This window comes from Myxococcales bacterium (assembly GCA_016703425.1).
Classification (GTDB): domain Bacteria; phylum Myxococcota_A; class Polyangia; order Polyangiales; family Polyangiaceae; genus JADJCA01.
Genome location: JADJCA010000001.1, coordinates 1,334,227 through 1,357,818, shown reverse-complemented (window position 1 = coordinate 1,357,818; position 23,592 = coordinate 1,334,227). Strand labels below are relative to the sequence as shown.

19 protein-coding genes are annotated in these 23,592 nt (G+C 66.9%); 7 read left to right on the top strand and 12 right to left on the bottom strand.

Annotation, left to right across the window (positions count from 1 at the left end; genetic code table 11):
* Positions 1-83 precede the first annotated feature (83 nt).
* Both IPG50_05850 and IPG50_05845 read right to left on the bottom strand, forming a co-directional pair.
* Positions 84-1,037 carry an acetyl-CoA carboxylase carboxyltransferase subunit alpha gene (locus IPG50_05850; protein ID MBK6691716.1) on the bottom strand — a complete coding sequence of 318 codons (954 nt, stop codon included), beginning with the start codon at positions 1,035-1,037 and terminating at the stop codon, positions 84-86.
* 12 nt (positions 1,038-1,049) lie between these two features.
* The gene (locus IPG50_05845; GenBank protein MBK6691715.1) at positions 1,050-2,990 is read right to left on the bottom strand and encodes an FHA domain-containing protein; all 1,941 of its coding nucleotides are present in this window, start codon (positions 2,988-2,990) and stop codon (positions 1,050-1,052) included.
* On the opposite strand from IPG50_05845, the gene IPG50_05840 reads away from it, so the two are divergent.
* The 4 genes from IPG50_05840 to IPG50_05825 all read left to right on the top strand — a co-directional run bounded on the left by IPG50_05840 (position 2,989) and on the right by IPG50_05825 (position 8,662).
* Entirely contained in the window at positions 2,989-5,874 is a 2,886-nt protein-coding gene (locus tag IPG50_05840; GenBank protein ID MBK6691714.1) for an AAA family ATPase, read from the top strand. The genes IPG50_05845 and IPG50_05840 overlap by 2 nt on opposite strands.
* 12 nt (positions 5,875-5,886) lie before the next feature.
* On the top strand, positions 5,887-7,041 hold the full coding sequence (locus IPG50_05835) for a hypothetical protein (protein ID MBK6691713.1): 1,155 nt from the start codon (positions 5,887-5,889) through the stop codon (positions 7,039-7,041).
* A gap of 158 nt (positions 7,042-7,199) precedes the next feature.
* A complete protein-coding gene (locus IPG50_05830) occupies positions 7,200-8,417 on the top strand; it encodes a hypothetical protein (protein ID MBK6691712.1) in 1,218 nt (405 codons plus the stop codon).
* 17 nt (positions 8,418-8,434) lie between these two features.
* Positions 8,435-8,662, top strand: coding sequence for a hypothetical protein (locus IPG50_05825; protein MBK6691711.1), 228 nt, complete (start codon positions 8,435-8,437; stop codon positions 8,660-8,662).
* 96 nt (positions 8,663-8,758) lie between these two features.
* On the opposite strand, the gene IPG50_05820 is transcribed toward IPG50_05825, so the two are convergent.
* Positions 8,759-9,196, bottom strand: coding sequence for a VOC family protein (locus IPG50_05820; protein ID MBK6691710.1), 438 nt, complete (start codon positions 9,194-9,196; stop codon positions 8,759-8,761).
* Between the two features lie 95 nt (positions 9,197-9,291).
* Positions 9,292-9,972 (bottom strand): hypothetical protein, encoded by a 681-nt coding sequence (locus IPG50_05815; protein ID MBK6691709.1) that lies wholly within the window; start codon positions 9,970-9,972, stop codon positions 9,292-9,294.
* Positions 9,973-10,211: 239 nt separating this feature from the next.
* On the opposite strand from IPG50_05815, the gene IPG50_05810 reads away from it, so the two are divergent.
* Together IPG50_05810 and IPG50_05805 are read left to right on the top strand one after the other, a co-directional pair.
* A complete protein-coding gene (locus IPG50_05810; protein ID MBK6691708.1) occupies positions 10,212-10,925 on the top strand; it encodes a hypothetical protein in 714 nt (237 codons plus the stop codon).
* Between the two features lie 174 nt (positions 10,926-11,099).
* Positions 11,100-12,788: a hypothetical protein gene (locus IPG50_05805; GenBank protein MBK6691707.1), complete on the top strand. Its 1,689-nt coding sequence runs from the start codon at positions 11,100-11,102 to the stop codon at positions 12,786-12,788.
* A gap of 42 nt (positions 12,789-12,830) precedes the next feature.
* Here the strand turns inward: IPG50_05805 and IPG50_05800 are convergent, their stop codons facing one another.
* From IPG50_05800 to IPG50_05765, 8 genes are all read right to left on the bottom strand, one after another.
* Positions 12,831-13,748, bottom strand: a complete 918-nt coding sequence (locus IPG50_05800; protein MBK6691706.1) for a carboxypeptidase regulatory-like domain-containing protein — start codon at positions 13,746-13,748, stop codon at positions 12,831-12,833.
* A 39-nt stretch (positions 13,749-13,787) separates the two neighbouring features.
* Positions 13,788-15,272 carry an NADH-quinone oxidoreductase subunit N gene (locus IPG50_05795; protein MBK6691705.1) on the bottom strand — a complete coding sequence of 495 codons (1,485 nt, stop codon included), beginning with the start codon at positions 15,270-15,272 and terminating at the stop codon, positions 13,788-13,790.
* Positions 15,269-16,969 carry an NADH-quinone oxidoreductase subunit M gene (locus tag IPG50_05790; GenBank protein ID MBK6691704.1) on the bottom strand — a complete coding sequence of 567 codons (1,701 nt, stop codon included), beginning with the start codon at positions 16,967-16,969 and terminating at the stop codon, positions 15,269-15,271. Before IPG50_05790 ends, IPG50_05795 begins: the two co-directional genes overlap by 4 nt.
* A gap of 236 nt (positions 16,970-17,205) precedes the next feature.
* On the bottom strand, positions 17,206-19,749 hold the full coding sequence (nuoL, locus tag IPG50_05785) for an NADH-quinone oxidoreductase subunit L (GenBank protein ID MBK6691703.1): 2,544 nt from the start codon (positions 19,747-19,749) through the stop codon (positions 17,206-17,208).
* A 14-nt stretch (positions 19,750-19,763) separates the two neighbouring features.
* On the bottom strand, positions 19,764-20,066 hold the full coding sequence (gene nuoK, locus IPG50_05780; GenBank protein ID MBK6691702.1) for an NADH-quinone oxidoreductase subunit NuoK: 303 nt from the start codon (positions 20,064-20,066) through the stop codon (positions 19,764-19,766).
* Positions 20,066-20,611 carry an NADH-quinone oxidoreductase subunit J gene (locus tag IPG50_05775; protein ID MBK6691701.1) on the bottom strand — a complete coding sequence of 182 codons (546 nt, stop codon included), beginning with the start codon at positions 20,609-20,611 and terminating at the stop codon, positions 20,066-20,068. The genes nuoK and IPG50_05775 overlap by 1 nt, the downstream gene beginning before the upstream one ends.
* A 46-nt stretch (positions 20,612-20,657) precedes the next feature.
* Positions 20,658-22,010 (bottom strand): NADH-quinone oxidoreductase subunit NuoF, encoded by a 1,353-nt coding sequence (gene nuoF, locus IPG50_05770; GenBank protein ID MBK6691700.1) that lies wholly within the window; start codon positions 22,008-22,010, stop codon positions 20,658-20,660.
* Positions 22,011-22,023: 13 nt separating this feature from the next.
* A complete protein-coding gene (locus IPG50_05765) occupies positions 22,024-22,500 on the bottom strand; it encodes an NAD(P)H-dependent oxidoreductase subunit E (protein ID MBK6691699.1) in 477 nt (158 codons plus the stop codon).
* Positions 22,501-22,870: 370 nt separating this feature from the next.
* On the opposite strand from IPG50_05765, the gene IPG50_05760 reads away from it, so the two are divergent.
* Positions 22,871-23,434: an OmpA family protein gene (locus IPG50_05760; protein ID MBK6691698.1), complete on the top strand. Its 564-nt coding sequence runs from the start codon at positions 22,871-22,873 to the stop codon at positions 23,432-23,434.
* Positions 23,435-23,592 lie beyond the last annotated feature (158 nt).

Here is a 23,592-nt window from a genome sequence, read left to right as displayed (position 1 = left end):
GGGAACGGATCCCCCACCTGAACAAAACCTTCTAACGCCGCAATTTCAGCGGGTTATGTGCAACCCGGGGCAGCCTTGACGGCTCAGGCGCCGAGCGCGCCGAGGGCCCGAAAGCGCCGATACCGGTGTTCAACGAGCTCGTCTGGCGTCTTCGAGAGGAGCGCTTTGAGGGACCGATGAAGCGCGCGGTCGACGGCTTGGGCGATGGCGTCGGGATCTTGGTGGGCGCCGCCGGCCGGCTCCTCGATGATCGAGTCGACAACGCCAAGCCGCAGAAGATCGGGCGCCGTCATCTTCAAGGCTGCCGCCGCCTTGTCGGCTTGGGCACCGTCCTTCCACAAGATCGACGCGCACCCTTCGGGCGTGATCACGCTGTAGGTGCCGTATTCGAGGACGAGCACGTCGTTGGCCACGCCCAGCGCGAGCGCGCCGCCGCTGCCGCCCTCGCCGATGATCGTCGCCACGATGGGCACGCGGGCGCGCGCCATAGCGGCGAGGCACGCGCCTATGGCTTCGCTTTGACCGCGCTCCTCGGCGCCGATTCCCGGATACGCACCGGGCGTGTCGATGAACGTGAAGACCGGCAGTCCGAAGCGATCGGCCATGTCGTAGAGGCGTCTCGCTTTCCGGTAGCCCTCAGGCTGAGGCATGCCGAAGTTCCGCTTCACGTTCTCCTTCGCGCCGCGACCTTTCTGATGGCCGAGGACCATGACGCTGCGCCCGTGAAACCGAGCGAGGCCGGCAACGATGGCCGCGTCCTCGCCGAAGGTGCGATCGCCGTGGAGCTCCTGGAAATCCAGGAAGAGGCGCTCCACGTAGTCGAGCGTGTAGGGACGGTTCGGATGCCGACACAGCTGCACCTTCTGCCAGGGCGAGAGGTTCGCGAAGAGCTCGCGTACGAGCCACCCGGTCTTCTCTTCGAGGCGGCGGAGCTCGGCGCGCAGGCGCTTGTCGCCGGTCGCGAGCTCGCGCAGCTCACGAACGCGTTCGACCAACTCGACGACGGGTTTCTCGAAGGGAAGGACGTATGCGGCCACGGCTCTTCTGCGTCAGGAGTTGTGTGTAGCCGCCGAGGGGCGCTCTCGTTTCACGTTGAAGATGCGGAGCGGCTTCTCTTTGCCCTTGAGGGCCGTGGGCGGCAGCTCTTCGACCTCAAAGCGTTGGCCGAGCTTCGCCAGCGTAGGCTCGCTCACGATGATCTGCCCCGCGAGGGCGATGCCGCAGAGGCGTGCGCTCGTGTTCGCGGTGTCGCCGATGACGGTATAGCTGAGGGCCTTCGAGCTGCCGACGTAGCCCGCGATGAGCGGGCCCGTGTGGATGCCGATGCCGATGGCGAGCGGCGGGAGGTTTCGCTCCAAGCGCTTGCGGTTGAAGGTGCCGAGCGCCTCCATTTGATCGAGCGCGCTCTGAACCGAGCGAACGGCGTCGTCGGGATGGGTGGCCGGCGCGCCCCAGATGGCCATGATGCCGTCGCCCATGAACTTGTCGAGCGTGCCCTCGTACTTGAAGACTTGGTTCACCATCTCTTCGAAGTAGTCGTTGAGCATCTCGACGAGCTCGCCTGGACCGGCGCCCTCGCTCATGTTCGTGAAGCCGCGGATGTCGCTGTTGAAGACGGTGCACTCCTTGACGAGGACACCGCCCTTCTTGACCTCGAGCTTTCCGCTCGCGACCTGCTCGGCGAGGTTGGGCGAGAGGAGCCGTGAGAAGCGCTCGCGCGTCACGATCTCCTGCTCGATGCGCTTGGCGAGCAACGTGTTCTCGATAAACATCGCGGCCTGGTTGCCGACGGAGGTGATGATCTCGAGATCCTTCTGCTGAAAGACGGCGAGCGACTCGCTGTCGAGCCAGAGGACGCCGAGGACGTCGCTCTCGTGCATCAGCGGCACCACGATGGCGCTCGAGATCCGGTTCAGGATCATCGATTTGCCCTTCGATGACGCAAAGTCCATCGACGCATCGTGAGTGATGACGCTCTTCTTCTCGGTGATGACGTGGTTGAGGATCGTCGAGCTGATCTGAATGGGCGCTTCGGTGCCGTCGCGGCGGCGCGCCACGCGGGGCAAGAAGTCTTCCGCTTGAGGCGGCGCGCCCTTCGCTCGCTCGCCCTCACGGAGAAGGATGACGCCGCGGTCGGCGCGCACGAACTTGAAGAGGGCGCTGACGATCTTGTCGAGGAGGCGGTCGAGGTCGCGCTCGAGGCCGATCTCGCGCGTCAGCTCCCACGTCACGCGGAGTCGCTCGTAGTCGAGCTGCAGCTGCGGCGGGTCGCGCGAGATTTGATCAAAGGGCAAAAAGCCCTTCTGCTCGGCCGCGATCTGAGTCCCGATGGCGCGCGCCGAGTCGAGCACGTCGACGCGCGTGCCGGCAAAGCTCGGGGGCCGATGCGGAGCACGGGGCGCTTGGCCCGGGGCCGCGGGGGCCTGACCGAACATGGGCATCGCCGCTGTTCCGGTGCCGTGGCCGCCCACGCCTTGGGGTGGCAACGGGGCTGCGGAGCCTTGGGCCGGTGCGTGCGCCGGGTAGCCCATTGGAGGGTTCGGTCGCGGTGCCGTGGGCGCCTGCGGCGCTGCCGGACCTTGCGAAAACATCACCGGCGGCTGAGCCGCAGGGGCCTGGGGCGGTGCGGCCGCGGGCCAGTTGCCCGAGCCGGCTTGATGAACGGCCACGCCGGGGCTCGGTTGCGGCGGATCAAGGGCAGCGCCAGAGCCGTCGTCGTAGCGCGCGCGTGTGGAGCCAAGCGCGATCTCGTCGCCGTGCTTCAGGCCCTGCTCACCGCGAACACGCTCGCCGTTGATGTAGGTGCCGTTGAGGCTCCCGAGATCGCGCAGAATGAACTGCCCGTCGCGGAGCTCCACGATGCAATGCTCCTTCGACACGATCTTGTCGAGAAGCTGAATCGAATTGTTGGGGTGGCGACCGAGGCTGTTGACTGGCCTTAGCTCGATGGCCTGTTGCCCCTCGGCGGTCGCCAGAATCAGACGCGCCATGATCGAGACTCGAGCGCCAATATACGTGTCTCCATGGCCCGTTGGAAGCAGGCCCTTCGCTTTCTTTCAGTCGATGGCGCCGCCCCGAGCGCCGGGCGGCAAAACCGGATCGCCGTCGGCAATCCCTGGTACACATGGGGGGATGGCACCCTCCGATCTCCCGGTGCCGCCCCCGGACCGTGTATCCTCGGAAAATCCTGATTCTTCAGGGGAAGCGGCGGATAGCGCGGCAGAGCGGGGCGTGCCGCCGGCTCCCTGGAGCGATGTAAACCTCCCGCCCTCGCGCGGCCGCGACGCCTTCCTCGTCCCGGCTGAGAAGGTGACGGTCCATACGGACCCCAACCTCTTGCCTGAAAGCCCGCGTGAGAGCCGCGGCCTCTTTGGCCTCGTCGCGCCCATTGCGCGCCGGGCGCTTGAGCTGGGCCTGACGTCCCGCGAGCCGAGTTTTCACGTCTTCGTCTCGGCCGAACCCGAGGTGATGGTCGAAGACGAGATCGTTCGCTACGCGGAGCGCATCGCGCGCGCGAAAGATCCGCCGCCGGACATCGTCTATGTGCACGACTTTGATCGGCCCGAGGCTCCGCGGCCGCTCGTCCTCGCGGCCGGTGTCGGCGCGGTCCTCGTCGAGGCCATGGACGCCCTCGTGGGACGTCTTCGGGAGGAAATCCCCCGCGCCGTGACCGGCGAGGCCATGCAGAAGGCGCAAGCGACGCTCGCCCGTGAGCTCGAGGCGAAGAGCAAGGTCGTCTTGCAGGAGCTCGAGACGACGGCGAAGAACCTCGGCTTCGGTGTCCGGCACATTCAGGGTGGCGTTCAGACGTTTCCGATCCTGCATGGCAAGCCGCTCTCGGCGGAGCAGTTCGATGTCCTCGACGAGTCCACCAAGAAGGCGCTGAACGACGCCGAGACTCACCTTGCGTCCGAGGTCGAGAAGGTCGCCGACCTCGTCCGGCAGCACTCCGAGAAGTTCCAGGAGGTGCGCAGCGAAGCGCTCTCACGCGCCGCGCAGACCGTCATCGACGTGACGATGCAGACCCTCTACGAGGGGTTCGCTGAGCACGGCGACGCGCTCAAGGCCTACCTTGAGCGAGTCCACAAAGAGCTGGGCGAAGACTGGGAAGACTTTGTCACTAGAACGAGCGACGAGGAGAACGAAGAGCAGGACAGCGAGACGCCGGATCACGATCCGGAGCACGCGACGCGCCTGAATCGCTTCCGCGTGAACCTCTTCGTGGCGCACGAGGGTTCTGGTGACGATGGCGACGGGGCTCCTCACGCGCCCGTGCACTACGAGACCAACCCGACGTATCCGAACCTCTTCGGCTACCTCGAGCGACGCGCGCGTTTTGGCGCGTTGCTCACCGACTTCACGCGCATTCGGCCGGGCGCCCTGCAGCGCGCCTCCGGGGGCATCCTTATCGTGCGCGCCGCCGACTTGCTCGCGGACCCGATCATCTGGGAGCGCATGAAGCGTGTGCTCCGCGAACGCCAAATTGGCGCCGAGGACCCGCTCGGGCCGCTCGGCCTCTACGCGACGTCGCTGCGACCGGTGCCGGCGCCGCTCTCGGTGCGCGTGGTCCTTGTGGGGGCGCCGGCGCTCTACGCGGCGCTCCTGGAGCAAGATCCCGACTTCGCGGCGCTGTTCCGCGTCAAGGTCGAGGTCGAGCCGATCATCGTACGCACACCCGAGAACCTGATCCTGATGGACGCGTTCCTCATGGCGAAGGCCGAGGAGCGCGATTGGGGCACGTTTGACCGCACGGCGCGCGCGCGTCTCCTCGACATCGCGACACGCCTCGCGGAGCACCAGGAAAAGCTGGCGCTGATCATGTCGCCGTTGGAGGAGACCGCCGCCTTCGCGGGCGCGCTCGCCGCCGGCCGCGCGGTGATGGAGCTCGAGGGCACGCCAAGCATTCGCAGCGACGGCGGCGCGTTTCCGCTCTCCGCTTCACGCCCTCCGCCGGAGGGCGCCACGGTGATCGCTGACGACGTCGAGCAGGCGTGGCTTGAGCGTCGCGAGCGCATGGGGGCCGCCGAACGGCACGTGCGGGAGATCACGCTGCGCGGCGAGGTGGCGCTCGACACGGCGGGCAAGCGCGTGGGCGTCGTCAACGGTCTGTCGGTTTACAGCGCCGGTGACGTCGAGTTCGGTCAGCCGATGCGGATCACGGCCGTTGTGGCCTTGGGCCGCGAAGGCATCGTCGACGTCGAACGCGAAGCGCAGCTCGGTGGTTCCATCCACACCAAGGGCGTCGCCATCTTGCGCGGCTATCTTGGGCGACTCTTCGGCCAAGAGCGACCGCTGTCGCTCCGCGCGCAGATCGCCTTCGAGCAGAGCTACGGCGAGATCGACGGTGACTCCGCTTCATCGAGCGAGCTCTTTGCGGTCTTGAGCGCCCTCGCCGAGGTGCCCATCGATCAGGGTGTCGCGGTTACCGGCAGCGTCAATCAGCTCGGCGAGATGCAGACCATCGGCGGCGTCTGCGCGAAGATCGAAGGCTTCTTCGATCTCTGTTCGGCGCGAGGTCTCACCGGATCTCAGGGTGTTCTCTTGCCGCGGGCCAACACGCCGCACCTCGTCCTTCGCGAAGACGTCGCGGCGGCCATTCGCCGCGGGCAATTCCACCTCTACTCGGTCGAGTCGGTTCACGAGGGAATTGAGATCCTGACGGGCATGGCAGCCGGTGGACGCGATGAGGCCGGTCGGTTCCCGGCGGCGAGCGTCTTCGGCCGCGTCGAACGGCGCCTCATCGAGATCGCCGAACGGCTGCGCGAAGCGGAAGGCGGCCACCCCCATCACCTTCACGCGGCTCAAGAAGACGAGACGGCGCGCGGCGACGACGACTCGAACGATTTTCGTCGCGCGTTCAAGAAGCGCCGCTGACGCGCGGCCGACATGTTTCGCTCCTCGTCGGTCGGTCCCGCGTGCGCGCTGCTCGCATCGGTGTTCGCCCTCGTGGGGTGCCATGGAAGCGCGCCCATCGTGCGAGTGTTGTCCGGCGATCTGGTCGTCGGTCACGAGATTACGCCCGACGCGTACGCGGCGGTGCTCGCCGGTTCGCTCCTCGAGCGTGACGGCCGAAAGGTCGCAGCCCTCCTCCAGTACCGGCGCGCAACGGACGCGGATTCGCGGAGCGCCGTGGCGCCCGCCGCCATGGCGCGGGTCTTGTGCGCCCTGGGGCTCGCTCGCGAGAGCGAGAAGGCCCTCGCGGTGGCGATGGAGCGAGACCCGGCGAGCTCCGCCGTTGCCATCGCGCGCGCCACCTGCGCGGCGACGCCAAAGGCACGCTTCGACGAGCTCGCGAAGGCGGCCACGAGCGAGCCGCTCAGCATAGACCTCGAGGTGGCGCTCGCCGAGGCCGAGCCATCGGCCCAACGCGGGCTCGCGCGCATCGAGGCTGCGCTCCTTCTGCACCGCGCGAGCCCGAGTCTTGCCGCCGCCGGCGCCGCGCTGGCCCTCTCGGCCGGCCGGCCGCGGCGCGCCGCCGAGCTGGCCCTTGATGCCGCGCGACTCTCTCCGTCTGCCGTGCCCGCCGCGCTCGCCGTCGCGGAGCGCCTCGCGGACGGCGGCGCGCTCATCGAAGGGCGAGCGCTTTCGGCGGGCCTCGTCGATGGCGTGCGCTCGGCGATGCTGGCGCGGGCGCCGCGCGTGGCGCTCATGGCCGTCGATGAAGCGCTCTTGAGCGGCGATGCGCGGCGAGCAGCCATGCGGGCCACGCGCGTGCGCCTCTCGTTGGCGACGGTCGCGGGGCGAGCCCTGCTCTGGCGTTCCGAGGCCGTCGCGCGCGAGCTCTTGCCGCTCTTGGTCGAGTCCTCACCGGGTGAAGCCGCGGCCGTGCAGCTCGCGCTCGGCGAGGCGGCGACGCGCCCCGTGGGCGGTGACGTGGCGCCGGCCATCGCCTTGGCGGTGCTCCTCCGCGCGCGCTCGAGTGTGTCGACGATCGATGCGACGCAGGCGCTCGCGCTGACGGCGACCGCTGTGGTCGTCGATCCGAAGGACACGCTGCTTGTTCGGGCGAAGGCAGACCTTGCCCGCTCGGGCGCAAACTGACGCCACCGGAAAGCCGATTCCGGAAGAAAATTTCCGCATCGGAGGGAGCGCAATGGCTCGCCACTCTTGAGGAATTGGAGGGGAAGCTTCCGTCCGTTAGGGCGTAGGAACGGGCAGCCCACTGGCCGATGAACGGCCCGGGCTTCGGAGTTTGTTCCATGAAGCCGACGTCGCTCTCGCTCTCCATCGCTCTTCTGTTCGCGGCTACCGGATGCGGCATGCTCTTGCCTGGCGGCCAGCCGTCGAACGCAACGACCTCCTCGGGCGTCGTGGTCACCGACGAACAGAAGGATGTCGTTCGCAAGCAAGAGGCCGCGGCCGACCGGATGGAGCAAGAGACCGGCAACCTGGAGGTCGAGCAGATCGACCGCATGGAGAAGGATCTCGTGAAGGCCCTCAAGTTTGCTCTTGGTCAGCAGCCGGCGGCGCCCGGCATGCCGCCGCCCGAGACGTCGAGCTCCGTCGTGAAGGCGCTCCGCAAGGCGAACATCAAGCTTCGCATCGAAGCGGTCACCGATCAGGACGGGCGTGCCGTGAACGACAACTTCCTCCAGGTGAAAGACTCCTTCACCGATCGCGTGCAGCAACTCTCGCGCAAGATGGCCGAGCAGACGGCGACGGCGGCGGAGAAGCGGGAGATCATGGACGGCGCAAAACACGTCATGAAGCTCAACGACTTGAAGTCGCAGCTGAGCCAGGTCTCGCTCGTCACCATGACCTCGAACTCGCAGATGCAGACGTCGTCGCTCACCACGATGCTCCGCGCGGCCAGCATGGTCCGTACGCGGAAACAAATGGAGATGCCCGTCACGTCGGCTGACTACGCGCGCGTGGCGCGCTGGCTCGAACGGCAGCGGCGCATCGAAGCCGTTGCGGCGACGTCGATGGGGATCCTCGCGACCTACCAGGGCGTCCTCAACGACGGAGGTTCGCCAGCCGCGCTCGATGCGCTGGCGACGGCGTCGCTCAAGGCCTTTCCGCTGCGCGTTGCCGTGACCGAGGCCGAGGCGAAGGACTACGTCGCCAATCTGACGGCCAACGCGTCGCAGGTGAAGGCGAGTTACGAGGGCATGATGCGGAAGGTCCACGGCAGCGCGAAGTACGAGCGCCAATACAAAGGGGGCATCGACGCGATGTTTCGTCAGGCTGAGTCGGCGGCGAGCCAAAAGTCCGTGAGCGAGATGGCGGCCGACACGACCGCGCAATACAAGGTCGACCTCGCCAAGTGCGGCCGCGGCGAGGCCGTCTCCGCGGGGAGCCTCGTGTCAGGGCCGCGTTGCAAGGACGCCCGGCAAGCGGCGCTGCGCGGCGAGCCGATCGATGGCACTGTGGCGCCCGCCGCGGAGTCGTCGGGGGCGGGCTCCTCGGCGCGGTAAGCGGGCTGATCCCGGGCTTGAGTGTCATCAAGGGCTCACTCGACGGTCTGCAAGCGCTCATGAAAGGTGACGCGAAGGGCGCTCTCGGCGCCGCGCTCAGCATGGTGCCCGGTGGCGCCCTGGTGAAGCAGGGCATCGCCACCGCGACCGACGTCGTCGCCTCGCTCGACAAAGCCAAGGACGGCATGGGGGCCGTTCGCGAAGGCCTAAGCCTCGCGCAGAAGTTGCTCGGCTCGAAGGTGTGAGCGTTCGCGCTCGCTGCGGGGCGCGAGACGAAGATACAAAAGCGGAAGAGGCATCGACGCGATTGGCGCGCCGATGCCTCCGCCGTTGGCACATCGCTACTTGCGCTTGGTCTTCTTGGCCGCGGGCTTCGTCGCCTTCTTTGCGGCCGCCTTCGGCGTTTTGGCGGCCGCCTTGGCGACCTTCTTCCCGGCCTCCCAAACGCCGAGCGCTGCGCCGGTCGGGTCAACGAACACGCCGATGGCGCCGTTCGTTCCGATGGGATGATAGTCGAGTACGACGCGCCCGCCGCCCTTCGAGGCCTTCGCCAGCGTCTTCTTCACGTCCGCCACTTCGACGTACGCAAGCCAGGCGGTCGGCGCCTCCGGCATGGGCTTCTTCTGCATGCCGCCGCCAGTGCCCTTGCCGACGTCGATCATCGTGTACGGCATGCCTTTCATGTCGTTCAGCTTCCAGTCGAAGACGCTCTTGTAGAACTTCTTCGCTTTGCCAAGGTCGTCGGTGCTGAGTTCGATGTGTGCAAACGGATTGGCCATGAAACCTCCTCTTTGAGGGGCGCGATGATCGAGCGGATGGTGGCGGCGCGCAAGGCTCGCGGGGGCCACCGTGAAGCGGGGCTTGCGGCGAAGGGCTAAGGGCCGCAGTAGGTGGCGATCATTTCGTCCGAGCTCGAGCAGCCGGCGGGCCACGCTCCACCGCATGCGGTGTCGGCTTCGAAGTAGCTCTGGCATTGCCCCGAGGTGGATTCGGCCTCCGCGCAGGCGTTCTTCTGAGCGCCGGAGCAATGACCGCACGCCTTGCGCGTGCAGAAGCGCCAAGCGCTGTTCATCTTCACGCATGGCCTGACGTCGCCCGCGAGGGCGGCGCAGCCGGCGTAGTTGGTGAGCGCCGTGTCGGGGTCGACCACGACGAGCAGTCCCCATTCGGCGTCATTGACGTCCGAATAGACACACTTCGCGCAGGTCGCGCTCACGAGCGCGCGACGGGCCGCGTAGGAGCCGAGCCCGATCTTCTCGAGCGTGTCGAGATCGGCGGGAGAGCACGAGCCCTTTTGCAGCGGGTGCAACGCGTGAAGGTACTCGCTCTCGTCGAAGGTGCCGATGGCCGACGGGCAGCTGCCCGTCGGTTGGGGTTTCGCGTCGGGGGAAGCGCCTACATCCCGGGCCGCGCCGGCATCGGAGGCGCCTTCTGTCGACGTCGGTGGCGCCGCGGCGTCGGCGGAAGGCGCGCCTGTCGAGAAGGCCGGCGCCGCGTCGCTGCACGCGAGAAGCGCCACGGAAAGAACCCCAGCAAGAACGAGGAGCGAACGCATGCCGTGCGGTTAGCAGAGTGGCGGAGTGCGCGAACTTACGAGCGCCTTACATGTGCCGACGCCTGCTCGCGGACCGTGCAGTTAGCCCGATGTCACGTGACATGTCGCGCGACAGTGGAGCGCCCGCCTTGGCACGGAACGGCAAGTGGCTGAAATCGCGCCCCGCGTCGTGGAGGGGCCAACCGGCACAATCGCTGCACGCTCCGCCTCATGCACGACGAGACGAGGCGGGGGTCGGTTTGAGCGCGCTCTATTCGCTGCGGCCGATCCTGCCCATCGCGATGTCGCCCTTGGCGATCGCCGACGGTTGCCGCGATGCCGCGCTCGCCTTCTGCCGAGGCGTGTGTACCGGTTGGACCAAGCGCGAGCTCGCCGCTTGGCTCAAGGGGCCGTACGCGGCGGTGGCCGGCCTGGTCGACGTGAGCATTGCGCCGCCCATCGATGCACCGCCGCCGTCGACGATTCCGCCGGCCATGGGCCTGCTCGCCGACGATCACATCCGGTCGCTCTTGGAGCCGGCGTGGCGCAGCGCGATGAGCTGCATGGATTCGCTCTGCATCGGCGACGCGGACCGGTACGTCGATGAGGCCTTTCGTCGCGGTAGCCTCGTTGAAGCGCTGACGGTGCGCGGCGAGCTGATGCTCGTACCGATGCATCGGGGTCGTTTGCGCCTGGCGCAGCGAGTTCAGTCGCTGTTTCTCGCCGACTACCTGCATCGCGCCGACGACTACGTGCCCGACGCCGGCTATTGCGAAGCGTGTGGGGTCTTCCTCTTGGGGGCGGCGGCTCGGCAAACGCTGCGCTGCGCTGCGCATCGCCGGCAGAGCGGCATCGTCCTCAAGGATGGTCCGGGGGTCGTCACGGTGCGCGGGGGCGCGGCGGGCGCAGCGTACGAAGCCGCCATCGAGGGCGACGAAGACGCGATCGACGTCGACCTCAGCGAGCTGGGCTGACGCGCGAGGCGCGCGACTTCGCCGCCCCCAGGACCTACCGTGGGAGGCACCCACCGCCCGTTTGCCGCGGGCTTGGTGCATCACGGCCCAGAGGATCGGAGACGGCGCGTCGCGCGCTCGCGCGTACGATTTTGCGGATCAAAGTCGTCTATTGGGGACTAAATCGCGACATCCTTGGACGACGCGAAAAGCCTCTGTCACGCCACCACGGTGAAAACACCTCGTTGGGTTGCGACGCTCTCCATCGTGACGGGGCTTTTCTACGGTTGCTCGAGCGACGGCGACGCGTCTCCCGCGACGGTATCCGGGTCGCCAGACGACGCTGGGGCAGCGTTAAAGGACGGCGCCACGACCCCGGTCGCGACCGATGGGGCCGCGAGCGATGCCGCCGTGGCCGACGCGCCCACCGTCCCGGCCGTTGGCGCGCCCGCCATCGTGCTCCCCGTCTCGTACACGCGGCCCGACGTCGGCACGGCCGTTTCGCCGGCCGAGCTTGCGGCGGCGACCGACGAGCTCATCGCGCTTCTGAAGGACACTCGCTACTACGACTTCCTCGACGAGCGCCTTCACGGCTGGCCCGAGACGCACCCCCAAGGCGGCTTTTGGTGGGGCACCTTCTGGACCGGCATCACCGTGACGAAGGCGGGCGGCACCGTCACGTACAAGCACTCGAACGATGGGAGCGACAACGCGGGCATCCACACGTCGCCGTATCTGGAGGGCATGTGCTTTGCTCATCTCCTCGGCGGCGATGCCAAGACGGCGCATCTCGTTCGCAAGATGGCCCGAGGCTACTCGGCCTGGATCCTCGCGATGGTCAAGGACGCGAATGACAAGAACCCGCGCCTCTTGTCGCGGACCTTCTACTCCGCGCCCGTCACGTCGAACGATCGGGGCCAGGCGCTCGTCATCGACACGAGCCTGAACCGGCCCGGCATCGACAACGCGCCGTCGGATTACGTGCATGTTCCAAACAATCCGACCTTCGGCGACGTCTACATCAAGAACAAGCGCTCGAAGGACGACATCGGCCACATGCTCCGGGCCATCGCTCAGACGCAGGCGTGTGTGTCGCGCTTAGACGCAGCAGCGAAGGCCGACTTGGCCCAGACCAAGGAACTCTACGAAGCGTGGGCCAAGGAGGTCGACGCCCGCAACTTCATCATCCCTACGCTCGACAAGGACCTGAACCTCATCTCGCCGACGCAGCAGCTCGCGCAATACACGCTCGCCGGGAACGTCGAGTGCCCGAGCGCGCTGGCGATTCGGCTCATGCACTCGGGCGCGCCCGGCAACCTCGACTGCAAGAACGGCATCTCGAGCGGTGAGGCCCTCGCAGCGACGACCTGCGCCCTTGTGCCGGCTACGTGTCTGAAGAACGACGCGCGGCAAATCATGCGCTCGCACCAGTCGGCGGCCGTCGCCATTGCGTGGCAGAAGAACCAGACGGCGCTGGGCCTCGAGCTCTTGAAGGGCCTCGGCGAGCGCGTCGATATGGATTACGGCTTCGCGACGAGCGCGAGCCCGCCGCCGAGCGACAAGTTCAACCCACAAGACGTCCCGGGTTTCTTTGCCTACGCGGCGTCGGTTGGCGTGCCGCTGACGTCCCGCGAGGTGCGCTGGGTGCACGAGCGGTTGCATCAAGCCTACGTGGGCATGCGTGACCCCGCCCACGCGGCGACGTGGAACCTCTGGGCCGCCTCGGTGCCCGACGGCACCTACAGCTTCGATCCGCCCAATGTCGGCATCATGCACCGGGAGCTCGGCCTGCTCATCGGCAGCTGCGCATCACCCTACCGAAACCCGACGGCCCGCCCGCTCCTCGACTGCAACAGGCTGGAGCAGGGGCTGAAGAGCCTCTGAGCGAGGGACTGTGGCGTGGCACCACGGTCGCGGCTCCGCGCGCTACTTGATGATGATGCGCGGGCCTGCGTCGGCGGAGGTCGCCGGCTTCGGCGGCGGGCTCTTGTACTCCATCGTCACGTCGACGCGCGATACGACGTTGGCCCGAACCTCGACGGACTTGATGACGTCGCGATTGATGTGGCGAAGCCGCGCGTTGACGTCGACCTTGCCGACGGGGATGCCGTCGATGCGGAACGTACCGTCCTCTGCGGAGACCGCGTGGAGCGGCTGGAGGAGCGTGTAGACGTCGCTCACCAAGAACTCGTGCCCGAAGCGATCGATGAGCTGCGTGAAGCCTGGCTCGATGGGCCACAACTTCACCGGCTCCGCCTTGTGGGGCGCGACCATCAGCGCCGGGAGCGGATGGTTGGCGAGCTGCGGCGCAAAGAGGCGCCCGGTGCCCATGTCATTACCGATCTCGAGCCGCTGCCCGAAGGTGAGGTCGATGGTCTTTGGCGAGATCGCGCAGCCGCGGATGCGGATCGACTTCGCCTCGTTCTTCTCCGCGACGAAGCCCTTGTAGCCGGTGATGACCACGAGGGCGTCGGCCAGAGGACGTGCTCCGTCGGCGAGCGGCGCGCCTTCGCGAAACACGCGACCATAGACCGCCTCTGCTTCGGGGCACTTGGTGAAGTTCAGGCCGGAAGGAGGCGCCGGGTCGCCGATGACCGTAACGCGGCCTTCAACGCTGCCCGTAGCGCCGGCGTAGGGGGCGAGGCCGTCGGGGTTTACGGTCTCGGCGATCTTCGCGCTCGGAATCGGCGCGCCGCGTGCGGCCGTAGACGCTGCCGTTGACGCGACCGACACCGCCGGTGCCGCCGCGTCAATTGAGTTGGCGCCTCCGGCCGGCGCCGCGTCCTTGCGCGAGCACGAAAGGACGACGCAGACGAGCAGAACACCGAGGGGTCGCGACCGCATAGGGACCCAGCGCTGCAAGAGGAAGGCCCGCGACCGTGGCTACTTCGCGGGAGCGAACGTGGCGGCCGCCGCCGACGCCACGTCGAGCGAGGCGCCCGGCAAGACGCCCAGCGCGAGGACGAGCAGGGCGCTGATGATGAGCGCCGTGCCGACGTAGCCAGACCGCATGGGCTTCGCGATGGGCGCTCCCGCAGCGGGCTCGCGCATGTACATGAAGACGAGGACCCGCAGGTAGTAGTACGCGCCGAGCACGCTGTTCAGGAACGCGACGATGGCGAGCACGTAGAAGCCGCCGCCCATCGCTGCCTTGAAGAGGAAATACTTCCCGAAGAAGCCGGCGGTGGGGGGAATTCCTGCGAGCGAGAGCGCGAAGAGCGCGAAGGGCAACGCCGCCGCCGGGTGGCGTCGTCCGATGCCGGCTAGGTCTTCGTAGCTCACGGCTTCGGCGCCACGACTGCCGCAGAGAATGAGCGCGCCGAAGGCTCCCGCCGTCGAGACCGTGTAGGTCAAGAGATAGAACATGACGGCGGCGTTGGCCTCTGCGCCGGCGCGAACGCTCGCGACGACGCCGAGGAGCAAGTAGCCGGCGTGCGCGATGCTCGAGTAGGCCAGCATGCGCTTGACCGAGTCTTGTCGCCCGGCGATGAGGTTCGCGACGGTCATCGTGATGAGCGCGACCCACGCCAAGACCGGCGGCCAACCGGAGGACCAGGAGGTCGACTGCGGGTCGCCGAACATCGTCATGAGCACGCGGACCATCATCGCGAAGGCGGCGCTCTTCACGACGACAGCCATGTAGGTTGTGCCTGGCGTCGGTGCGCCTTCGTAGGCGTCCGGCGTCCACATGTGGAAAGGCACTGCGCTGATCTTGAACGCCAGCCCAACGAGGATGAGCGCGAGAGCGATAATGACGAGCGGATTCGAGCTCGCGCCAGCCTTGATGGCGTCGCCGATCTTGCCGAGCTCCGTCGAGCCGGTCACGCCGTAGAGAAGGGCGAAGCCGTAGAGCATCACGGCGGCTGCGAAGGCGCCCAAGAGGAAATACTTGAGGCCGGCTTCGGCAGAGCGCGGCGACGCGCGCCGGAATGCCGTCATGGCGTAGGCGCCGATGCTCATGGTCTCGAGGCCCAAGAAGAGCGTGAGCAGGTCGCCGGCGGCGACGAGCATCATGGCGCCGAACGTCGAGAAGAGGAGCAGCGAATAGAACTCGCCGCGATCAAGGTGGTGCTCCGGCAGGTAACCGCCGGCCAAGAGCGACGCGAGGGCGCCGCCGAGGCAGAGGAGCATCTGGAAGAAGAGGGCAAAGCGGTCGACGAGGACCCACGGCGCGAGCGAGGCGGCCACGGTGGGCTCGACGCCTTGTGCCCAAACGGCGGCCGCGAAGACGCCGGAGGCCACGAAGGCGGCGGTGGTGCCGAGGGCCAAGCCGCCCTTGTTTCTGGAGAAAGCCTCCGCGAGCATCAGCGCGAGAGCGCCGACGCCCATGACGAAGAACGGCGAGAGGGCGAACATCAGGTCCATCATGAGCCACCCCCAACTTCCGCGTTCTTCGCCGGCGCAGGCACGGGCGCTGCCGGAGCCTCGGGGCGACGCGGCAACATCTTGATGGGGCCCGTGTAGTAGCGCGGCCCCGGGCTCGACTGGATGCGCGCCTCGAAGTCGGTCCGGATGCGCGTCACAGCGCCCGCCATCGGGTTTAAGAGGAGGTTCGGGAACAGGCCGATGACGAAGATCAAGATGACGAAGGGCGTGAGCGCGAGGACCTCGCGACGCGTCATGTCGTCGAGATGCCGGTTCTCGTCTTTCGTGATGGGGCCGAAGAACATCTTCTGAACAACGCCGAGCATGTAGAGCGCGCCGAGGATGACGCCGATGGCGGCGCCCACGGCCTGAATGCCCGCGAAGTGGCCGAGGCGGCTCGAGACCGCTGTGCCGGTGATCACCATGAACTCGCCGGCGAAGCCGTTGGTGAGCGGAAGGCCAACGCTCGCGAGCGTCGCGACCACGAAGAGCGCCGCGTAGACCGGCATGACCTTCGCGAGGCCACCGAACTGGTCGAGCATGCGCGTGTGACGGCGGTCGTAGATGACGCCGACCAAGAGGAAGAGCGCTCCCGTCGAGATGCCGTGGTTGATCATCTGAAGGACGGCGCCCTCCATCGACGACTGGGTCGCCGCAAAGACCCCGAGCATGACGTATCCAAGGTGCGCGACCGAGGAGTACGCAACGAGGCGTTTGACGTCATCTTGCTTCCAGGCGCAGAGGGCGCCGTAGACGATGCCGCCGAGGACCGCCACGCCGGCGAGGTTCGCGGCGAACTCACCGCTCGACTCCGGAAAGAGTCCGAGGCAGAAGCGCATGTAGCCGTAGGTGCCCAGCTTGAGCATCACGGCGGCGAGGATCACGCTGCCCGCCGTGGGCGCTTCCGTGTGCGCGTCGGGCAACCACGTGTGCACCGGGAACATCGGCACCTTGATGACGAACGACAAGGTGAAGGCGGCGAAGAGCCAGATCTGAACGTTGCGCGGCACGAGCACGCGCTGGAGATCGAAGTAGTCGAAGGACATCGAGCCCGTCAGCTTCGAGTACGTGTAGGCGAGGTACAGGATGGCGCCCAGCATGAGGACCGAGCCGAACATCGTGTAGAGGAAGAACTTGATGGCCGCCTTGATGCGGTTCGAACCTCCCCAGACGCCGATCATGACGTACATCGGGATGAGCATCAGTTCCCAGAAGACGTAGAAGAGGAAGAGGTCGAGCGAGACGAACGCGCCGATCATCGCGCCCTCAAGGAGGAGCAGCGAGAAGCACCAGTCCTTCATGCGCGACTGGATGGACCCAAAGGAGGCGTAGGTCGCGATGGGCACCGTGAGCGTCGTCAAGAGGACCAGCCACAACGACAGGCCGTCGAGCGCGACGTGGTAGCGGATACCGAGCGACTCGAGCCAGACGAAGTCCTGGTTGAAGTGGAACTCCCGGCCCATCGGGATCCGCAGGAGGGCCGTGCTCGCGGCGAGCGTCGCGAGCATCGTGCCCAGCGTGGTCCACTGAAGGACCCGCGGCGCTTGCCGCGGGAGGAACAGGATCGCGATGGCGCCTGCGATCGGCAATCCAATGAGCCACGAGAGGAGCGTCTTGGGCTCCTTGGGGAGCTCGTCGGGGATCTCGGCGCTGTCGGAGACCCAGAGCGCCGTGATCATGAGCACGGCGAGGGCGGCCATGACCGCGATCGGCAGGCGAGTCTTGAGGCCGCCTTGCGTCGGCACGAAAGCGCCGACGGCGGCCGCGACGAGGAGGGGAACGGCCCAGCCGATGGCGCGAGAGAGGGCGAAGCCGCCCTCGGCTCGTCCGAAGAGGTGAAGTCCCGCAAAGAGCGCGGCGAGCACACCGAGCGTGGACAGCGCGGGGATGACCCACGCGGGCTGCGCCGGCGACGGCGTCACGTCACGAGTCGCCATCACTGGCCTCCCATCATGCCGGTCCCGACATCGAGAACTTTTGCTTTCTCGGGACGGGCCAAGTTGAAGCGCTTCGCGCCGACGCGGCCGAACGCGTTTTTCACTTCCAGAGTGACCGCCTGCGACTTTCCGGGGTCGACGTGCACCTTGACGGTCGTCTGCGTGCCGAAGTCACTGTCGGCTTTGCCGTCGCCGTCGGCGTCCCAGCGGAACGAGTAGCCCATGCCGGGCCCCGCCTCGAGGGTGTAGTCGCCGGAGGCTTCGGTCATGGTGGCGTCCGGGTGAGGCGTGGTGAAGTGCCACGCGAAGGCGGCAAGGCCAACGACCATGGCCAGCGCGTAGACGTGTACGACGCCGTTCTGGAACGCACGAAGGATGTGGCCCAGCGCCGCAACGAGCAGCGATGAGCCGCGCGCGAGCACGCCGTCGATGATGTAGCGATCGACTTGGGCCATGGTGTCGGCGAGGGCGTCGACGGCGGCGAGGATGGTTTTCTCGTAGAGCTCGTCGATGCGCCACTTGTCGAGCAAGAGTTGATGAAGCTTCGGCGCTTTTGCCGCGAGCTCGCGGGCCGGCGCGCCGTCTTTCATCATGTACATCCAGTAAGCGATGCCGGTGCCGATGGCGAAGGCTGCGATGCCTCCAAAGGCCAAAGGCCATTCGAGCTTTTGCGCGTCGGCGCGGGTGAGGATGGGCCCGGCGCCACCGCCGATCTTGAAGGTGCCCTCGAAGACCGGCTGGAGCCAATGCTCCATCGGGAGCGTGTGCGTCAGCGGTGCCGGGTTGAGGAAGCCGGCGGCGAACGAGAAGGCCGCGAGCACGATGAGCGGAACCGTCATCTGCCACGGGGACTCGTGGGGCGGCGGGCCCGGCACGGTGAGATCTTCCTCCTCGTGGTGGTGGTCGCCGTCGTGGTCGACCTCCTCATCGGCGGGGAGCGAACGGAAAGCGGAGGCGCGACCGACCTCCCAGCCACGGAAGTTGCCGTGGAAGGTGAGGAAGAAGCAGCGGAACATGTAGAAAGCCGTCATCGTCGCAGCGATGACCATCACCACGAAGACCGCCTGGCCGAACCAAGCCGGTGGAGCCCACACGGTGGCGCCGGCCTTGCTGCTGAGCTGCTCCGCGAAGGGGTTCACGCTCTTCGAGACGAACGCCTTGAAGAGGATCTCGTCCTTGGAGAAGAAGCCCGAGAACAGCGGCGCACCAGCGATGGCGAGCGTCGCCGTGAGGAACGTCCAATAGGTGAACGGCATGTACTTCTTCAGGCCGCCCATGAACCGCATGTCCTGCGACTTCACGTCGTCGTGGATGCGGCCATGCATCGCGTGAATGACGCTCCCGGCCCCGAGGAACAGGCAGGCCTTGAAGAACGCGTGCGTGAAGACGTGGAAGAAGCCGGCGGAGAACGCGCCCACGCCGACACCGACGAACATGAAGCCGAGCTGGCTCACCGTGGAGTACGCGAGCACCTTCTTGATGTCGTTCTGAACGAGCGCGATGGTCGCCGCGAGGATGGCTGTCGCCGCGCCGGTCACCACGATCGTCGTCATGACGAAGGGCGAGAGCACGAACACGAAGGAGAGGCGGCAAACGAGGTAGATGCCGGCCGTGACCATCGTCGCCGCGTGGATGAGCGCCGAGACGGGCGTCGGGCCGGCCATCGCGTCGGGGAGCCAAACGTAGAGCGGGATCTGCGCGCTCTTGCCCGCGCAGCCGAGGAAGAGCGCGAGGCCGATGGCCGTCGCCGCCGTGATCGTGATGGGGCTCTTCGGCTGCAGGAAGGCCAGCGCGCCCGTGTAGGTGCCGCCGCCGATGGGCCAGACGTGGATTTGGTAGTAGTCGCTCGGGTTGCTCGCGAGGATGTCGGCGCCGTTCTTGATGCCAGTCCAGTCGAGCGCGCCCGTGTAGTGGACGAGCAAGAACATCCCGCAGATCAGGCCGAAGTCGCCGATGCGGTTCGCGATGAACGCCTTCTTGCCGGCGGCGGCGTTGGGGAGGCCCTCGTACCAGAAGCCGATGAGGAGGTAAGAGCAGAGGCCGACGCCCTCCCAGCCGACGAAGAGCACCGGCAGGTTGTCCCCGAGGATGAGGACGAGCATCGAGAAGATAAAGAGGTTCAGATAGGTGAAGAAGCGCCAATAGGCCTTGTCCTTCCCCATGTACGACGACGCGTAGAGGTGAATCAGAAAGCCGACGCCGGTGACGATGAGCATCATCACGGCGTTCAAGGCGTCGATGCTGAACTTCGCGTCGATGGCGACGTTGCCGGCGCCTCGGCCGCCGACGGTGTGCATCCACTCGTAGGCGGTCCACGTGAGGCGCTGGTAGCCGTGCTCGCGGCTCACCATTTTGTCGAGCGCCAAGAAGGCGATGATGGCGCAGACGAAGCTCGCGCCGATGGCGGCCAGGGCCATCAGCTTCACAGCCTCCTTGCCGAGGCGCCGCCCCCAGATGCCGTTCACGAAGGCACCGAGCAGCGGAAGGGCGAGGATGATGCCGATCAGCGAGAAGTCGTTGGCGGGAAAGAGCGTCTCGATCATGAAGGTCTTTCGCGTCAGTTGCGGAGAAGGTCGGCGTCGTCGGAGCGAACCGTGCGACGAATGCGGAACATCGACAGGACGATGGCGAGGCCCACGGCCACCTCAGCCGCTTCCGCGGCGATGAGGAAGAACGCGAACATCTGCCCGCCCATGCCCTCAGGGCGCATGCGGTTGAAGGTCACGAGCGTCAGGTTCACCGCGTTGAGCATCAGCTCGATGCTCATGAGGGTGACCAGGACGTTGCGGCGCACGAGAAACCCGACGCCGCCAATGACGAACAGGAGCGCCCCGAGGACGAGGTAGTGGCTCGGTGTGATCATGACGGCCCCGCACCCTTTTCTTTGAGCTCGGCGGCTTCCTGCGCGGAGCGCCCACGAGCAACTGCGACGGCGCCGACGATGGCAACCATGAGCAGGGCGCTCGAGAGCTCGAAGGGCGCGAGGCCCTTGGTGAAGAGCAGGCGCCCCATGCCTTCGATGCCGCCGTATTCCTTCGGAGCCGCGTCGAACCAGCCGGTCTTCGTCGACTGCCAGAGCTGCAGCACCGCCCCGGCAGCGACGAGGCCGAAGACGACGCCCGAGACGGCGCGTGAGATCTGGCCGCGATGGTCACGTTCCGATTGAGCGTCAGGGCCCAAGAGCATGATCACGAAGAGGAACAGAACGACGATGGCGCCGGCGTAGACGATGAGCTGAATGAACGCGAGAAACTCGGCGTTGAGCGCCAAGAACAGGCCCGCGATCGAGAGCACCGTCAAGAGCAGGCCCATGGCTCCGCGAATGGGATTGCGCTGAGCGACCGTCACGATGGCGCCGGTCAGCGCGAGGAGTGCCAGGAAATAGAAGTAGATCTGACCGAGCATCAGCCGCACCTCGAAGCGAACGGGGTCGTGAGCAGGCACTTCGGGCTCATGGGAAGGGCACCAGCGTGGCGTTTGCGCGCGAGCGCTCACCGCGAACGTAGGCCTCGAAGTCGGCGCGGAACTTCTTCATGAAGCCCAAGGCCGGCATGGCGGTCCCTTCGCCGAAGGCGCAGATGGTGTTGCCCATGATGTTGTTGGCGATGTCCGACAGGTTGTTCACGTCGTCCATCGTGCCCTTGCCGTCGATGATCTTGGTGACCGTGCGGTGCAGCCAAGCGCTTCCTTCGCGGCAGGGCGTGCACTGTCCGCAAGACTCGTGATGGTAGAACTGCATCAAGTTCTCCATCGCGAGCACCGGGCAGGTACCCACCGCGAGGACCGTCGCGCAACACGTGCCGAGCATCGTGCCGAGGCCGCGGTAGGTCTCGACCCCGAGCGGGACGTCGAGGACGCTCTTGCCGTGCCACTCGTGAAGCGGATTCTTCTCGTCGGGCGCGTGAACCGTCTCGTTGGCGAGGAGCACCGGGGTCGACGAGCCGCCGGGGACGACGCACAAGAGGTCCTTGTCGCCTTGGACGCCACCGCCGAGGTCGTAGATGAGTTCGCGCATCGTGACGCCGACGGCCAGCTCGAAGACGCCGGGCTTCTTCACGTGCCCGTTGACGCCGAAGAGGCGGACTCCGCCGTCGTTCATTCCGTGAAGCGATGAGAGCTTCGAGAAGGCTTCGCCGCCCATTTCGATCATCGCCGGCACGATGGCGATGGTCTCGAGGTTGTTGACCGTCGTCGGGCAGCCGAAGGCGCCGACCTGAGCGGGGAAGGGCGGCTTGAGGCGCGGCTCGCCGCGTCGCCCCTCAAGGGAGTTGAGCAGCGAGGTCTCCTCGCCGCAGATGTACGCACCGGCGCCCGTGTGGACGTAGACCTCGACGGGGTAGTCCTTACCGAAGGGGTTCTTGCCGAGGTAGCCCTTGGCGCGCGCTTCCTTGATGGCGCCCCATAGGCGAGCCTTGGAGAGGTGCAGTTCGTCGCGCACGTAGATGTACGCAGCGTGGGCCCCGATGCCGTAGCAGCCGATGATGCAGCCCTCGACCACGGAGTGCGGATTGAGCTCCATGATGGTGCGGTCTTTGTGCGTTCCCGGCTCGCCCTCGTCGGCGTTGATGACGAGGTAGGCGGGCTTCTGCGACGGGCGCATGAAGCTCCACTTGATGCCCATGGGAAAGCCTGCGCCGCCGCGGCCACGGATGTTCGCCTTCTTGGCTTCGTCGACGACCGCTTCTTTGGTCATCGAGAGCGCCTTGCGCGCGGCCTTGTAGCCGCCCTCGCGCTCGTAGGCCTCGAGGGACCAGCCGTTGGGAGTGCCGTAGAGCTTCGTCAGGTAGTTGGTGCGCTTGATCATGGCTCCTCGCGCCTCACGCCTGAAGCTTCCGCAAGATCTCGTCGACCTTATCCATCGTGAGATTCTCGAAGTAGTCCTTGTCGACCTGCATCATGGGCGCCGTGCCGCAGCTCGCGAGGCACTCGGCGGAGCGCAGCGTGACTTTGCCGTCGGGCGTGGTCTCGCCGGCATGAATGCCGAGCTTCTTCTCGCAGTGATGCAGGACGTCGAGGCCGCCGCGGAGCGCGCAGGGCAACGTGCGGCACACCCAGACTTGGTGCTTGCCGACGGGCTTCTGGTTGAACAGCGTGTAGAAGGTGACGACCCCCTTCACGTGCGCCGGCGGGAGGTCGAGCCGCTTGGAGACGAAGTCGACGACCTCGTCGTTGATGTGCCCGTTCTGCTCTTGGCAGACGTGCAGGACCGGAATGCACGCGGCCATCCGGTTCGGATAGCGGCTGAGGATGTCGTCGAGCTCGCGCTCGCGTTCCGCGGTGAGGGCGAAGGGCATGGGACCGATAGGCGCGCGGGGAGGTTGAAGTTGCCCCTCGGGCGAGGCCGACGATGCTGCTATCGACCGCTTGAAACTCTTCGCCAGGCCGAAGGTTTTCCGCGAGGCGCGGCGAAACTAGTGGCGAGCCCGATAAGGTGTCAAGGAGTCCCCGCTTGGGGCGGCCGCGAAACCCGGAACAGCGGTCTCGAGGTCGATCGGGGTTGCCCTGTGCCCGTTCTCGTGGGGTGCGCGGCGCCGACCTGGAGTCCGCAAGGGCTTGAGCGGAGGCGGGGGCCCGGGTAGGTTCGGCGTCGTCCGGTTCCGTCATCGCCACCGCTCCCAAGGAGCGGGGCGGGGCGCGAGGTGGGCACTGTCCAAAGGAGCCCCCATGCGCCAACGTTTCCTCGTCGTCCTTGCAGCGCCGCCGTTTGCGTTTGCGTTCGCGTTCGGCTTCGCGTTCAGCGTGGGTTGCGGGAGCGAGCCGCCGCCAGCGCCGGTGGCTCCCGTGGCGCCTGCCGCGACGGAAAAGCCCGTCGTTGCGGCCCCGCCGGCGGCGTCCTCCGCGCCGAAGCGCCCGGTGAACGTCTCCGACGAAATTCGACGCCTGTGCTCCCTGCCCGAGCCCAAAGACGCGCCGCGCTTCGATTTCGATACCTCCGACGTGGTCGGTGACGATCGAACGACGCTCCAGGCGCTCGCCAAGTGCATGACCGACGGACCGCTCAAGGGGCGATCGGTCCGTCTCGTGGGACGAGCGGACCCCCGCGGCGAGCAGGAGTACAACATGGCGCTCGGTGCGAAGCGCTCATCCAACGTGAAGCAATACATGACGTCCCTCGGGATCGGGGATGCGCGCTTGCTTCAGACGTCGCGCGGCGAGCTCGACGCCAAGGGCACCGACGAAGACACCTGGCGCCTCGACCGCCGCGTGGACATCGAACTCGCCAAGTAGGTCGCGTCGCGCGCGCGGGATGACGCGATCTCGACGGCCTCAGGGAACGGCGCTTCAAGGACGGGGCACTCAAGGAATGGCTTGAGTGCGCAGGCGAGTGCCAAGTATGCTCCGCCGCGAAAGCTGGACCGGCTGGCGACTGCCGGCCCGACGGAGGA

What these genes read in the sequence shown, in the direction of transcription:
- IPG50_05840 (MBK6691714.1), top strand. Translation starts at nt 2,989, where the DNA reads ATGATCGAGACTCGAGCGCCAATATACGTGTCTCCATGGCCCGTTGGA.
- IPG50_05845 (MBK6691715.1), bottom strand. Translation starts at nt 2,990, where the DNA reads ATGGCGCGTCTGATTCTGGCGACCGCCGAGGGGCAACAGGCCATCGAG.
- IPG50_05835 (MBK6691713.1), top strand. Translation starts at nt 5,887, where the DNA reads ATGTTTCGCTCCTCGTCGGTCGGTCCCGCGTGCGCGCTGCTCGCATCG.
- IPG50_05830 (MBK6691712.1), top strand. Translation starts at nt 7,200, where the DNA reads ATGAAGCCGACGTCGCTCTCGCTCTCCATCGCTCTTCTGTTCGCGGCT.
- IPG50_05820 (MBK6691710.1), bottom strand. Translation starts at nt 9,196, where the DNA reads ATGGCCAATCCGTTTGCACACATCGAACTCAGCACCGACGACCTTGGC.
- IPG50_05815 (MBK6691709.1), bottom strand. Translation starts at nt 9,972, where the DNA reads ATGCGTTCGCTCCTCGTTCTTGCTGGGGTTCTTTCCGTGGCGCTTCTC.
- IPG50_05800 (MBK6691706.1), bottom strand. Translation starts at nt 13,748, where the DNA reads ATGCGGTCGCGACCCCTCGGTGTTCTGCTCGTCTGCGTCGTCCTTTCG.
- IPG50_05795 (MBK6691705.1), bottom strand. Translation starts at nt 15,272, where the DNA reads ATGATGGACCTGATGTTCGCCCTCTCGCCGTTCTTCGTCATGGGCGTC.
- IPG50_05790 (MBK6691704.1), bottom strand. Translation starts at nt 16,969, where the DNA reads ATGGCCGCCCTCGCCGTGCTCATGATCACGGCGCTCTGGGTCTCCGAC.
- nuoL (MBK6691703.1), bottom strand. Translation starts at nt 19,749, where the DNA reads ATGATCGAGACGCTCTTTCCCGCCAACGACTTCTCGCTGATCGGCATC.
- IPG50_05775 (MBK6691701.1), bottom strand. Translation starts at nt 20,611, where the DNA reads ATGCTCGGTCAGATCTACTTCTATTTCCTGGCACTCCTCGCGCTGACC.
- nuoF (MBK6691700.1), bottom strand. Translation starts at nt 22,010, where the DNA reads ATGATCAAGCGCACCAACTACCTGACGAAGCTCTACGGCACTCCCAAC.
- IPG50_05765 (MBK6691699.1), bottom strand. Translation starts at nt 22,500, where the DNA reads ATGCCCTTCGCCCTCACCGCGGAACGCGAGCGCGAGCTCGACGACATC.
- IPG50_05760 (MBK6691698.1), top strand. Translation starts at nt 22,871, where the DNA reads ATGCGCCAACGTTTCCTCGTCGTCCTTGCAGCGCCGCCGTTTGCGTTT.